This is a genomic window from Streptomyces sp. ISL-43 (assembly GCF_018614195.1).
In the GTDB taxonomy this organism is placed as follows: domain Bacteria; phylum Actinomycetota; class Actinomycetes; order Streptomycetales; family Streptomycetaceae; genus Streptomyces.
In genome coordinates, this window is record NZ_JAGGOT010000124.1 from 1 (window position 1) to 13351 (window position 13351).

12 protein-coding genes are annotated in these 13351 nt (G+C 72.7%); 2 read left to right on the forward strand and 10 right to left on the reverse strand.

What is annotated here, in order from left to right:
* Window positions 1-201 precede the first annotated feature (201 nt).
* Window positions 202-1485 carry an adenylosuccinate synthase gene (locus tag J7F03_RS40455; RefSeq protein WP_214958211.1) on the reverse strand — a complete coding sequence of 428 codons (1284 nt, stop codon included), beginning with the start codon at window positions 1483-1485 and terminating at the stop codon, window positions 202-204.
* 184 nt (window positions 1486-1669) lie between these two features.
* Here J7F03_RS40455 and J7F03_RS40460 point away from each other — a divergent pair, with 184 nt between their 5' ends.
* Window positions 1670-2527, forward strand: coding sequence for a diacylglycerol kinase (locus J7F03_RS40460; RefSeq protein ID WP_214958219.1), 858 nt, complete (start codon window positions 1670-1672; stop codon window positions 2525-2527).
* 43 nt (window positions 2528-2570) lie between these two features.
* Window positions 2571-3230 (forward strand): hypothetical protein, encoded by a 660-nt coding sequence (locus J7F03_RS40465; RefSeq protein WP_214958212.1) that lies wholly within the window; start codon window positions 2571-2573, stop codon window positions 3228-3230.
* A gap of 151 nt (window positions 3231-3381) precedes the next feature.
* Here the strand turns inward: J7F03_RS40465 and J7F03_RS40470 are convergent, their stop codons facing one another.
* The 9 genes from J7F03_RS40470 to J7F03_RS40510 form a co-directional block, all read right to left on the reverse strand.
* Window positions 3382-4041, reverse strand: a complete 660-nt coding sequence (locus J7F03_RS40470; RefSeq protein ID WP_214958213.1) for a response regulator transcription factor — start codon at window positions 4039-4041, stop codon at window positions 3382-3384.
* Entirely contained in the window at window positions 4038-5363 is a 1326-nt protein-coding gene (locus J7F03_RS40475) for a sensor histidine kinase (protein WP_214958214.1), read from the reverse strand. The genes J7F03_RS40470 and J7F03_RS40475 overlap by 4 nt, the downstream gene beginning before the upstream one ends.
* 89 nt (window positions 5364-5452) lie before the next feature.
* The gene (locus tag J7F03_RS40480; RefSeq protein ID WP_214958215.1) at window positions 5453-6124 is read right to left on the reverse strand and encodes a response regulator transcription factor; all 672 of its coding nucleotides are present in this window, start codon (window positions 6122-6124) and stop codon (window positions 5453-5455) included.
* Window positions 6121-7536 carry a sensor histidine kinase gene (locus J7F03_RS40485; RefSeq protein WP_308380179.1) on the reverse strand — a complete coding sequence of 472 codons (1416 nt, stop codon included), beginning with the start codon at window positions 7534-7536 and terminating at the stop codon, window positions 6121-6123. Before J7F03_RS40485 ends, J7F03_RS40480 begins: the two co-directional genes overlap by 4 nt.
* A gap of 10 nt (window positions 7537-7546) precedes the next feature.
* On the reverse strand, window positions 7547-8821 hold the full coding sequence (locus J7F03_RS40490; protein WP_251073222.1) for an acyltransferase: 1275 nt from the start codon (window positions 8819-8821) through the stop codon (window positions 7547-7549).
* Window positions 8808-9872, reverse strand: coding sequence for an alpha/beta hydrolase (locus tag J7F03_RS40495; protein WP_214958216.1), 1065 nt, complete (start codon window positions 9870-9872; stop codon window positions 8808-8810). Before J7F03_RS40495 ends, J7F03_RS40490 begins: the two co-directional genes overlap by 14 nt.
* Window positions 9873-10031: 159 nt before the next feature.
* Window positions 10032-10475, reverse strand: a complete 444-nt coding sequence (locus tag J7F03_RS40500; RefSeq protein WP_308380180.1) for a nuclear transport factor 2 family protein — start codon at window positions 10473-10475, stop codon at window positions 10032-10034.
* Window positions 10476-10563: 88 nt separating this feature from the next.
* The gene (locus J7F03_RS40505; RefSeq protein ID WP_214958218.1) at window positions 10564-12153 is read right to left on the reverse strand and encodes a serine/threonine-protein kinase; all 1590 of its coding nucleotides are present in this window, start codon (window positions 12151-12153) and stop codon (window positions 10564-10566) included.
* Window positions 12154-12804: 651 nt separating this feature from the next.
* The gene (locus J7F03_RS40510) at window positions 12805-13272 is read right to left on the reverse strand and encodes a MarR family winged helix-turn-helix transcriptional regulator (RefSeq protein ID WP_214958221.1); all 468 of its coding nucleotides are present in this window, start codon (window positions 13270-13272) and stop codon (window positions 12805-12807) included.
* Between the last annotated feature and the right edge of the window lie 79 nt (window positions 13273-13351).

Consider the following 13351-nt stretch of genomic DNA (forward strand, 5'->3'; position numbering starts at 1 on the left):
CCTCCGTGTTGCTGACGCCCTGTTCCATGAGCCGGGAGTATGCCTCCCGTTCCCGGATCAGTTTCCGGGGGCCCTGAGGCGTCCTGTCCCCACGAATCTTGAAGTCCATCGCATCCCCTGAGCTGGGATGTTGCAACGACTCCTAGAACCCAAGCGTACGGCGCACCGCCCCTTCCGCGTTCGCGTCATGCCTGGTCGTGCCTAGAGGAACGAGTTGATCTCGATGGTCTCGGTGCGGCCGGGGCCGACGCCGATCGCGGAGATCGGGGCACCCGACATCTCCTCGAGGGCCTTCACGTACGACTGGGCGTTCTTCGGGAGGTCCGCGAAGGTCTTGGCCTTCGTGATGTCCTCGGACCAGCCGGGGAGGTTCTCGTAGATCGGCTTCGCGTGGTGGAAGTCCGACTGCGAGTACGGGAGCTCCTCGACGCGCTTGCCGTCGATCTCGTACGCGACGCAGACCGGGATCTCCTCCCAGCCGGTCAGCACGTCCAGCTTGGTGAGGAAGAAGTCCGTCAGACCGTTGACGCGGGTCGCGTAGCGCGCGATCGGGGCGTCGAACCAGCCGCAACGGCGGTCACGGCCGGTGGTCACGCCACGCTCGCCGCCGATGCGGCGCAGCGCCTCGCCGTCCGCGTCGAACAGCTCGGTCGGGAACGGGCCGGCGCCGACGCGGGTCGTGTACGCCTTCAGGATGCCGATGACACGGCTGATCTTCGTCGGTCCGACGCCCGCACCGGTGCACGCACCGCCGGCGGTCGGGTTGGACGAGGTGACGAAGGGGTACGTGCCGTGGTCGACGTCGAGCAGAGTGCCCTGGCCGCCCTCGAAGAGCACGACCTTGTCCTCGTCGAGCGCGTTGTTGATGATGAGGGTGGTGTCGGCGACGTACGGCTTGATCTGCTCCGCGTACTGGAGCATCTCTTCGACGATCTGCGCCGGGTCGATCGCGCGGCGGTTGTACAGCTTCGCGAGGAGCTGGTTCTTGCCTTCCAGCGCCGCTTCGACCTTCTGGGTGAGGATCGACTCGTCGTAGAGGTCTTGGACGCGGATGCCGATGCGGTTGATCTTGTCCGCGTAGGTCGGTCCGATGCCGCGGCCCGTCGTACCGATCTTGCGCTTGCCGAGGAAGCGCTCGCCGACCTTGTCGAGGGTGACGTTGTACGGCGTGATCAGGTGCGCGTTGCCGCTGAGCAGCAACTTGGAGGTGTCGATGCCGCGCTCGTTGAGGCCGCGCAGCTCGGAGAGCAGGACGGCCGGGTCGACCACGACACCGTTGCCGATGACCGGTGTGCATCCGGGGGAGAGGATGCCGGAAGGGAGAAGGTGCAGCGCGTACTTCTGGTCGCCCACGACGACCGTGTGGCCGGCGTTGTTGCCGCCCTGGTAACGCACTACATAGTCAACGGATCCACCGAGCAGGTCGGTGGCCTTTCCCTTGCCCTCGTCACCCCACTGAGCTCCGAGCAGCACAAGAGCGGGCACAGGCGTACACCTCTTCCGGATGGGGCATGTCCAAGGTCAGGGGGCGTACGACGATGTACACCGCAGGCTGAGCCGTCGGACCGGTGCCCCGGAATAGACGAAGGCCCTGGCGCAATAGCGCAAGGGCCTCTTGCACAAAGATGCTACCCGAGGAAGGACCGAGGTGTCGGCTCCAGAGCCCACCATGAGCCATGCGGGCGCGCCGGTAGGCGGCCTGCTCGTGCTCGTCGACCCGGTCGCCCGCCGTCTTGACGGCGAGTCCGTGCGAATCGCGAAAGATGTTCTGTCAGCGGGAGCCGCAGCGAAAATCTGCCTCCCGGACTCGCCGGAGGAGTTTGCGCGGGCTTTGGCCCGCCGGGGTCATCGGCAGCCGGTGATCGTGGGCGACGACCGGGCGCTCGTCCGGGCCGTCGGGCTGCTGCACCGGGAGCGGGCGCTGTCCGAGGGGGCCATTTCGCTGATTCCCGTGGGGCCGGCGGGGTCACTCGGACTGGCCAGGCGGCTGGGCGTGCCGCTGTCGGCCGTGTCGGCCGCCCGGGCGGTCCTGGACGGGGCCGTCGGGATGCGGGACCTGCTGGTCGACGACAGTGACGGGGTGGTGCTGGGCGGGGTCGCCATCCCGCCCGTACGGGCCGTGCCGCGGCCGGCAGGGCCGTCGGTGTGGAGCGCGTACCGCTCGCTGGTCCGTACGCTCGTCCGCCCGCCGGTGGCGGCGTCCGGGGCCCAGGGCGGCCACCGGCTGCGCGTGGAGGCCGACGGGGTGGTCCTGGCGGACGTGGATTGGCTGGTGGAGGACGTCTGCGTGTCGGCCCGGGAGGGCGACGGGCTGGCGGACGTCATGGTGAGGCTGGGCCCGGGCGGTGGCGGCTCGGGCGGGGACTCCGGCGAGGGGTCTGTGGTGCGTGCGCGGGCGGCCGCCGTGACGGTGTCCGGGGCGGACTTCCGCTACCGGGCCGACGCCGCCGTCACCGGCCCGGTCCGCAGGCGCACCTGGACCTTGTGCCCCGCTGCGTGGGGGCTGACACTGCCGCTCCAGAGGTGACGCTGCAGGGGTGACGCGACGGAGGCGACACGGGGAGGGCTCGATGGGACGACTCCACGAGGTCGGGCCGGAGCCCGGCGGGCCGCCTTCCGGGCCGCCTTCCGGGCCGCCTTCCGGGCCGCCCGGCGAGGCGGCCGTCCGGGACGCGCTCGGCGACTGGCGCCAGGACGCCACGCTGATCTGCGTCCTGCCGCTGCTGTGCTGGCCCGCGCTGATCGGGGCGCTGGTCACCCGCCCGGCGCCGCTCCAGGCGGTACTGCTGGGGCTGCTGTGCCTCCCGGTGCTCTTCGCGCTCCGCGAGCTGTACGCCGCCCAGCGCGTACGCCGGATCCTGCGTGACCCGGGGCTGCGCTGGACCTCCCACGAGGCCCGGGTGCTGCGAGACAACGGGCTGCCGCCACTGCTCGTCCTCGACGGCGGACGCCACGTGCTGACCCTGGGGCCACTGGGCCGCAGGGTGCTGCCGCCGCGCTCCTGGCCCCGCAGCGCCCCGGCCCTGCCGCAGTCGGCCCTGCCGCAGCCAGCCCTGCCGCCCTCGCCGGCGGAGTCGGACACCCCCGACCCGCCGGTGGAGCGCCTGGTGTGGCTGGCCGGGGATCCGGGCCCGGGGGCAGTCGTATGGGCCCCGCTCGCCCGGGAGCTGGGCTTGGCGCGCGGGCTGTGGCGGCGGGGCGCCGTCAGACGGCCGCGGCCGAGCCGATGAGGTCGCGGACCGGGCCGGGCGGTCGTCGCCGACCTCGGTGATGACGGCTCCGCCGTACGGGTGAGCGACGGGCGGACCGGGCCGTCGATCTGGCTCGGGAATCCCTCGCCCGAAAAGTTGTCCACAGCTGTGGACAACTTTTCGGATCCGGCTAAGCCGGGGTCACCAGCCGGGTTTCGTAAGCGAACACCGCCGCCTGCGTGCGGTCCCGCAGGCCCAGCTTCACCAGGATCCGGCTCACGTGCGTCTTGATGGTGGACTCGGCGATGATCAGACGGTCCGCTATCTCCGCGTTGGACAGTCCCTGCGCGATCAGCACCAGAACCTCCGTCTCCCGCTCCGTCAGCTCCGAGACCGCCGCCGAACCCGAATGCGGCCGGACCTCCGACAGCTTGGAGAACTCGGTGATCAGCCGCCTGGTCACCGAGGGGGCCAGTAGTGCCTCCCCGGCGGCCACCACCCGCACCCCGTCGGCCAGTTGTCGCGCGGAGGCGTCCTTGAGGAGGAAGCCGGAGGCCCCGGCCCGCAGTGCCTGGTACACGTACTCGTCGAGGTCGAAGGTCGTCAGGACCAGCACCTTCGCGTTCGTGTCGGCGGCCACGATCTCCCGCGTCGCCTCCAGGCCGTTCATCTCCGGCATCCGGATGTCCATCAGCACCACGTCCGGCCTCAGCGCCGCCACCTGCGCTATGGCCTCCCGCCCGTTGACCGCCTCCCCGACCACTTCGATGCCGTCCATCGCGTTCAGCAGGACGGAGAATCCCTCCCGGACCATCATCTGGTCGTCGACGATGAGCACCCTGATCGTCATGCCGGATCCTTCGCCGGCTCCGGGCGGCTGGTCGCCACCGGTATGAACACCGCCACCTCGTACCCCCCGGAGTCCGTCTCCCCGGCCGTCATCTCCCCTTCCAGCATGGCCACCCGCTCACGCATCCCCGTGATCCCCTGCCCGGCCCCCGGCGAGGGCCGGGCGTCCCCGGTCGCCGCCTCATTGACGATCCGTATGCCCAGACCACCCAGTACGTACGAGACCTCGACGCCGGTCGCCGCGCCCGGCGCGTGCCGCAAGGTGTTGCTCAGGGCTTCCTGGATGATCCGGTAGGCCGACAGCTCCACACCCGGCGGCAGTTCGCGGACGGCGCCCGTCACCGTCTTCTCCACGCTCAGCCCGGCCTCCCGCACATTGGCCAGCAGCCCGTCCAGTGAGGCCAGCGTCGGCTGCGGGGCGTCCGGCGCCTCGTAGTCCGCGGAGCGGACCACGCCCAGCACCCGGCGCAGCTCGGTCAGGGCGGCGACCGCGTTCTCCCGGATGGTGACGAACGCGGCCTCCAGCTCCGGCGGCGGGTTCTTCACCCGGTAGGGCGCCGCCTCCGCCTGGATGGCCACCACCGACATGTGGTGGGCGACCACGTCGTGCAGCTCCCGTGCGATCGTGGTCCGCTCCTCCAGCAGCGTCCGCCGGTCCCGCTCGACGGCCGTGACCTCCTGCTGCGCGGTCACCTCCTGCTCCGCCTGCTTGCGGATGTTGCGGACGCTGACCGTCAGCAGGGCGATCGCCGACACGAAGGCCATCGGGCCGAGGGTGATGGCGTGCCCGTGGCCGAGCACGATGGACATCGCGACACCGATCGCCACCGTTATCAGCCACATCCAGCCGGCGGTGCGGGGCCTGGTCCGCATCGCCACGACGGTCACCGTCACGAGGTACGAGACGAACGTGCTGGGCGACCAGGGCCAGTTCGGATCCGACCCGTTGACGACCGAGAAGACGAGGGTGACCGCCACGGCGGCCCAGAACGCCCCCACCGGCCGCACCAGGGTCATCACGACCGGGGCGGCCGTTATCAGCCCCATCACCAGGGCGCCGGCCGGAGGCATCCTGCCGCTGACGGAGGTGAAGGTCACCACGAAGAACGCCGTCAGGCACAAGGCCGCGTGCGGCAGGTACACGGCCTCCCTCCGTATCCGCCGGGGGAGCCGTCGAGTCAGCGGCCCGTCCGTGCGCATCAGGGGCAGCGGACGGTAGGCGAAGGCATCGGTGATCAGATCCTGGCGCAGGCTCTGGATGAGGCCCGAAGCCAGCCGCAACTCGGGTGTCCGGGGGGTGGCCCCAGGGGTCGTCTCGGTCATGGTCCCCACGGTAGATCGGCCGCGACCTCGTCCGCGTCGCCGCTGAAGGGGATTTCCGGGGGTCCCCCTCAAGTACTACGCGGGCCGGCTCAGTAGCCCGTCGGGCGGATCAGCCCCGTCTCGTAGGCGAACACCGCGGCCTGCGTGCGGTCCCGCAGGCCCAGCTTCACCAGGATCCGGCCCACGTGCGTCTTCACCGTCTGCTCGGCCAGGATCAGGTGCTCGGCGATCTCCGCATTCGACATGCCCTGGGCGACCAGCGACAGCACCTCCGTCTCCCGCTCGGTCAGCGCGTCGATCCGCGCCTTCGAGGGCGCCCGCGGAGCCCCCAGCCGGGAGAACTCGGTGATCAGGCGCTTGGTGATGTTCGGCGCGAGCAGCGCTTCCCCGGCCGCGATCACGCGGACCGCCTCCGCCAGCTGATCGGCCGAAGCGTCCTTGAGGAGGAAGCCCGAGGCGCCGGCGCGCAGCGCCTCGTACACGTACTCGTCGAGGTCGAAGGTGGTCAGCACCAGCACCTTCACCGTGGAGCCCGGGGCGGCGGTGATGAGGGAGGTGGCCTCGATGCCACCCATCCCGGGCATGCGGATGTCCATCAGGACCACGTCCGGCACCAGCTCGGCGACCTTCGCCACGGCCTCGGCGCCGTCGACTGCCTGGCCGACCACCTCGATGTCGGGTTGGGCGTCGAGGAGCACGGTGAAGCCCTGCCGGACCATCATCTGGTCGTCGGCGATCATCACCTTGATCGGCGCGGTCATGAGGTCTCCTTCTTCGTCCCGGGGGCGGGGGAGGAGCCTCCGCCCGGGGACACGGGGTCTATGGGGAGCACGGCGCTCACCTCGTACCCCCCGCTGGGGCGGTGACCTGCGGCCAGCTCGCCTCCCAGCATGCCCGCTCGCTCCCGCATCCCCAGCAGCCCGTGCCCCGCTCCGGGCGACGGCGGGACCGGCCGGGTCGGCGCGGAGTTGGCCACGCACACGTGCAGCTCGCGCGGCCCGTAGGCGAGGCCGACCTCCACCCGGGAACCGGGCGCGTACCGCAGGCAGTTGCTCAGCGCCTCCTGCACGATCCGGTACGCGGTCAGCTCCACGCCCGGGGACAGCGGCCGGCGGACGCCCGCGATCTCGGTGGTGACGTCCAGCCCGGCCGCGCGCACGTTGTCGACGAGCCCGCCCAACTCGGCCAGGGTGGGCTGCGGATGATGGGAGTCGGCGGAGTCGTCCGCATGCTCGGAGCGCAGGACGCCCAGCACGCGGCGCAGTTCCGTCAGAGCCTCCAGGGCATTCGCGCGGATGCCGGCCAGATTCTCCTTGAGCTCCTCCGAAGGGTTCTCCACGAGATAGGGGGCCACCTGCGCCTGGATGGAGATGACCGACATGTGGTGGGCCACGACGTCGTGCAGCTCGCGGGCGATCCGGCTGCGCTCCTCCAGCAGGGTGCGCCGGGCCCGCTCCTCCTCGGTGAGGGTCTCCTGCTCGACCAGCTTGGTGCGGGCCAGCCGCGTCGAGCGCAGGGCGTAGCCCAGGAGGCCGGTGAAGGCGAAGAGGAGGACGGCCCCGGGGGTGGTGCTACCGCTGTGCTCGGGCTTGAAGAGGGCCTCGGCCAGCCCGGTGCAGGCGACGGTGACGGCGACCGCCCCGACGGTCACCCGGGGCGGTACCCGCAGGGCCACCAGCAGCAGCACCGGGGCGAAGGCGAATATCCCGGCGGGCAGCCAAGGCCAGCTCTGGCCCTGCCCGACGTGGTCGTGGATCGCCAAGGCGATCAGGGCCGCCGCGGTCAGGCCGAGCCAGTACCCGGCCAGCGGTCGCCGCACGGCTACCGCGATGGACACGCCGACCAGGATCGACAGCAACAGCACGGACGTGCCGCTCACCTTGTAGTGGTCATTGACCTGGTTCAGGGTGATGGAGACGAAGAACACCGCCAGGTAGCCGAGCGCCACATGCGGGAGCCAGGCCAGCCAGCGCGGCCGCGACATCTTCGGAAGCGGATCGGACTTCACGTCGAGCAGGTCGCGGGCAACGCTCCGCACCACGGCCGAAGCCCTGGCGCGCCGGCTGCCGGAGCCCGCGCCAAACGCGGCTGCGGCCGCGTCGGTGGCTGCGGGTGTGCCTGCGGCCGAGGGCCGTGCCGGGGTCGAGGTCGGGGGCTTGCTCTGCTCGTTCACGCCGCCAAGCCTAGGCACGGACCGTCTCCTTGTCGGGGGCCCCCTGGCCGGTAGCGGCGGCGGGCGTGGTCTTCTCCTCGGCCGGGACGGACGAGGCGACGATCCGCGAGGTGGTCACCTGGGCCCGGGAAGGTCCGCGCGGGGAGCGGCTCTTGGGAGGTCGGCCACCCTGCTCGTAGGTACGGAACACGGCCCAGCAGACGGTCAGCGCGGCCGCGAACACCGGCAGCCAGAGCAGCCGGACGGCTATCCACCGAGCGGAGTCGGGCACGGTGTGCAGCCCGGGCAGGTCCGTGGAGACCAGCAGCCCCAGGGCGGTGACCGCCATCATCGCGGTCTGGTGCCACAGGAAGATGGTCATGGCGGACAGGTTCACCAGGGCCACCTTCGCCCAGGCGCGCGGCCGGCTCATCGCCCGGGCCAGCGGCTCCCGCAGCAGCAGCGCGAGCCCGCACTGGGCCAGGCCGAACGCGACGGCGGCGAGCGTCGGCGGGTTCAGGTTCGATATCGCGGCCCCGGGCACGCCGACCATGGACGCCGGGCACCCGCCCCAGAGGATCAGCGCGGCCGTGGCGGGGATCCCGCCGCGCAGCAGCAGGGCGGCCGGGCCACGCCGCGAGAACGCGCCCCGCGCCCAGGCGGCGCCCAGGGTGTAGGGGACCAGCCAGCCGGCGGCCACATTGACCCAGCCGATCCACCCCGGCCCGCCGAGGCCGAAGCGCCAGACGTCGACGACGGCCACCACGGCCAGTGGCCACAGGGGGTTGATCCGGTACACGAGCGGGGTCGCCGCGGTGAGCGCGGCGAAGACGAGGAGGAACCACAGCGGGGAGAGGACGAGCTTCAGCAGCGTGTGGACGGTGTCCGTCCCGACCCCGCCGAGCAGCATTCCGCCGGCGGCGACGGTCCAGAGGACGAGGACGGCGGCGACCGGCCGGAACAGCCTGCCCAGTCGCTGCCCGACCCACCGGCCGTAGGGGACTCCGCGTCCGCGCGCGGACTCGTACCCCTGGGCGGCGACATGGCCGCCGACGAGGAAGAAGACGGCCAGGGTCTGGAACACCCAGGAGACCGGGGCCAATGCGCTCATGTGGGCCAGCGGGCTGGCGGTCTGCAGGCCTCCGTCGACGCTGGTGAGCGCGGTGACCAGCCAGTGCCCCAGCACCACACCGAGGATGGCGAAGGCCCGTAGCGCGTCCACGGCCCGGTCCCGGTGGGCGGGGGTGCCGGCGTCGATGCGGTCCGCGAGAACGGACCAGCGGGAGTGCGGCTTACGCGAACGCATGCGAGGCCTCCGCAGCGGTGATGCCCGACGGGGTGAGGTGCGAGGTGAGGTGCCGGCCGAGGGACGGGGTGAGGGCGGCGGCGGTGGCGGGCCGGGCCGTCGGGGAGGTGCCGAGCACGATCCCGGCCAGGCTGTTCAAGGACTCGGTGTCCGGCTTGAGGTAGTCGCTGTGCCCGCCGGAGCCGGCCGCGAAGGGGAGGGCTCCGAAGGCCGGGTCCACGGGATCGGTGCCGAAGCCCATCCCGGCGACGCGGACGTGCGGGACGTGTCCGATCCAGTCGCCGGCGCCCCGGCCGGCCCACACCCGGGCACGGGTCGGCAGGTCCGCGGCGACGTCTGCCCCCGTGCCCGGGCTGCCGAACAGTGCGAGGTCGGTGACCTTGGGTCCCGTATCGGTGCGGGCGCAGACGACGGACCCGTAGGAATGGCAGAGGAGCGAGAGCCGGGCGTCCGGAACGGTCATCCGCTCCAAGCGGGCGAGGAACGGCCCGAGTTCGGCGGCGGCCGCGTCCGCGCGGCCGGTGGTCAGCACGGTCGGGCTGACCGTGCCGGGGGTGTCGTACCCGAGCCAGGCGACCACGGCGGAGCGCGGATGGCCGGCCTGGAGGCGCTGCTGCAGGGCGACCGCCCCGGCACGGAACCTCTGGTAGGTGTCCAGCGTCGTGTCCGACCCGGGGACCAGGACGGCGACCCGGTCGGCGCTCTCCAGATCGCCGAACACCTCTATCGCACGGCCCTTGCCGCGCCCGTCGAAGACGAGGAACCGGGCGTCGCCGCCCGCCTCCATGGCCCGGAGCTTCGCGGCCCGGCCGCTACGGCCGGCGTCCTCGGCCATCCCGGCGGCCTCGGTGAGATTCGCGAGGTTCGCGGCATACCGGGAGGGGAGGGAGGCGGCCTCGGTGAGGGCGGCGGGGGCCAGGGCGGGCACGTGGGGCGACGCAGCGGCGGAAACGGGGAACACGACGGCCGCGGCGACGAGCCCGGCCAGCAGCGTGCGGCGCAGACGGCCGCTGCGGCGGCCGGCGGGACGTGCGGTGGGGCGGCGGCTCATGGGTCCGTTCCTTCGTTCGTGCCAGAGGGGCGGTGCTGCGTTCTTCTCTGGTCACGAAATTAGGAATCGGAGGCCATGGTCGGCGTCCCACTGGAGAGCCGTCTTCCCAAGTAGCTCTCAGGTATGACAGGGACTACCCAGGGGACGGGGCGGGCCGGTTCAGGGGAGGGCGAGCGGATCGGCCGGCCGGCCGGTGAGCGGATCGGTGAGCGGATCAGTGCGTGGATCGGTGAGCGGGTCCACGAGGGGCTCGACGTAGCCCGCGCGCCAGCGGGGTGCCGGGTCCTGGCCGGGGCTGGTCCAGTACTCCCGCGCGCCCACGACCTCCCCGTCCCGTACGGTCCACAGGGAGACGGCGCGGTAGACGACGTGGTCCTCGGGTATCTCCACCTCGGTGACGACGAGGTCGCCGTCCGCGAGGATCCGCAGTACTTCCACGGATCTCTCGTCCGCGTAGTCGTCGTCGCTGATGACGGAGATGAAGTTGGCGCGCCCGACGATGCGTTCGCTGCTGACGGGCCATTCGATCACCGCGTCCTCGGCGATCAGCAGAGCCAGTCCGTCCCAGTCGCGCGCCTCGATCCGCTCCCACACTCGTGCCACTAACCTCAACGGCTCCATGTGCCGCAGTGTGCGGTGGGATATTCGGATGCAACAAGCTTTGCCTACAGGCTTATCGACATCGAAATAATTACCTCCGGCGGTACGTGAGCGGGGCGCTCGGACTGTTTTCGAGCTCGCGGACCAGGCTCCCGTCGGGAAGCAGCCGCAGCGTGCTCCGGCCGCCCGGTGAACACGTCGGCGGGGCACCGGAGGTGACGGCGGAGGGATCGAGCGCCACCGTGCCCGGGGCCGCGGAGTGCAGCGGCGCACTCCAGGAGCAGGCGAGGCCGGGCGCCTGGACGGTCAGGGACATGACCGGGGCGCCGGCCGCGCCGGGGGTGAGGGTGAGCAGCCAGGTCTGGCCGCTGGAGGTGGCGCGCCAGGTGCCGACGTACGCCTCGGGGAGCGTGGCCGGGGCGACGGAAGCAGTGGCGGTGGCCTGTGTGGTGGCGGGCGGGGTGTCCGCGGTGGAGGGGCGCCGGTCGTCGCCGTCGCCGCTCATGACGGTGTACACCGTGCCGCCCGCCGCGACGGCGACGACCGCCGAGACGGCGAGGAGGAAGGCCGTGGAAGCGGACCGGGCGCGGGGGTGGGGGCCCGATATGGCCTTCGACGCTTCCGCTTCTCCCGCGTGCGGAGCCGGAGTCGCAGCCAGGGGTCGCGTCGCGGTCGCGGGGCGGTCCGGGCCGGCCTCCTCGCGGTCCAGCAGGGATAGGGCGTGCTGCCCGAGCCGTGCGATCAGCGGCTCCGGAAGCCACGGACCCGGGGCGCTCCCGCCGTCCGCGGCGACCCGCGCGAGCACCTCGGCGGGGGTCGGCCGCGCGGCCGGATCCTTGCGCAGGCAATCGCGTACGACGTCACGCAGTTCGGGCGGTACGCCGGCCAGTTCGGGTTCCGCTTCGGTGACGCGCAGCAGGAGTGCGGCGATGCCTCCGGACTGCTCCGGGTCCCCGAAGGGCAGCCGGCCGGTGGCGGCGTAGGCGAGCACCGCACCGAGGCCGAAGACGTCGCAGGCCGGGGTCACGGGCGTGCCGTGCACCTGCTCGGGGGCGAGGAAGCCGGGGGAGCCGAGGAGTTCGCCGGTCTGGGTGAGGGCGGGGTCGCCGGTGGCCTCGAGGGTCCGGGCGATGCCGAAGTCGATGACGCGGGGGCCGTCGACGGTGAGCAGGATGTTGCCGGGCTTCAGGTCCCGGTGGACGAGTCCGGCGCGGTGGATGTCCTGGAGGGCGTACGAGAGCCCCTCGGCCAGGACCCGCAGGGACCCGACCGGCAGCGGGCCGAAGTCGCGGCCGACGGCTTGGCGCAGGCTCGGCCCGGCGATGTAGGCGGTGGCCAGCCAGGGGATCTCCGCGTCGGGGTCGGCGTCGAGGACGGGCGCGGTCCAGGCTCCGCCGACGAGGCGGGCGGCGGCGGCCTCGCGGCGGAAACGGGCGCGGAAGCCGGGGTGGGCGGCGAGGTGGGGGTGGATCAGCTTCACGGCGGCGGTGTGGGCGGCGGCGGTGATCGTGTCGTCGTCGCCGCCGCTGGTGCCAATGCCGGTGCCAATGCCGCCTGCGCTCGCGGTGCCGTCGCGGTCGGAGCGGCCGAGGAAGACCTGGCCCATGCCTCCGGTGCCGAGGCGGGCGAGCAGGCGGTAGGGACCGATCTGATCCGGGTCCCGTGGGTGCAGTTGTTCCATGACGGTTTGGTCCTCCCCCTGGGACTCGCCGGAGGACGACAATAGTGCGGATGCGCGCGGCACCGAGTGCGGGGGTGCGGTTGCCTGCGGCGGCGCGGACCGGCCGGGCGTCCGCGGGGAGTCCAGGACGGCATCTACGGGTCGCGGGGACGGGGGCGTTGGGCGGGCGTGGTCGGCTCGCGCGGACGCGGGGGTGGCCTGGGCCGCCGTTGAACGGGTCAGGTCCGAGCGGCTGTCCGCCCCGGCGCCGGGTCGGGTCCCGGACCGGCTGCGCGTGGCCCGCGGCGGGCCGAATGCGGGGCTGCGGGCCGGAGGCCGTCGTCGATCCGGCCGGTTCCGAGCGGCCGTCAGATCCGCGCCCGGCATGCCCCCTGAACGTCTGGGCGTCCCTCCGGGCCGGGTGGGGGAGTCGGGCCGCTCCGAGGGTGCGCGCGGAACGGTTGAACAGGTCAGGTCCGAGCGGTCGTCGGGCCCGCGCCCCCTCGTGTCGGGTCGGCCGTGCGCTGTCGGGCCGGCCTGGGCGCCCTGCGCACAGGCTCCGTACCCGACGAGGACCGGGGACGGCCCGGCCGACCGCCCCCTCCCAGCGGAAGCCGGGGGAGATGCGCCGCACGGGACGGCGCGCCCCGGCGAGCCTCTCCGGCCACAGCCCTAGAGGGCAGGGCCGGCGCCGGCCGAGTCGGGCGGCAAGGTGTCCAGGACGGCCGACAGGCGTTCCAGGACGCGGACCGTCTCGGCGAAGCCTTCCTCGCCCAGGGCCTCCGCGAGGCGGGTGGCCAGGGACGCGTGGCCCGGGCCGATCAGCGCGATGGCGTCACGGCCGGCTTCCGTGGGGCGCAGCAGCTTCGCACGGCGGTGGGCCGGGTTGGGGACGTACTCGGCGAGGCCCTTGGCGGCCAGCAGGTCGGCGATGCGCTGCACGCTCTGCCGGGTGATGCCCATGGCCCGGGCGATGCCGGCGACGGAGAGGGGTTCGCGGAGCACGGCCCCCAGTACCTGCCACCAGGCCGCGGTCAGGCCCGCGGGGCGGGCCAGCTCCTCCGAGACGGAGAGGAACTGGCCGTTGAGGCGGAACACGCCGAGTGCGGTCCGGCTCAGCAGATCCGGCGACGCCCGGATGGACTCCTCCCCGACCTCTACGACCTCCCCGACCTCCCCGACCTCCCCGACCTCCCCGACCTCTACGACCTCCCCGACC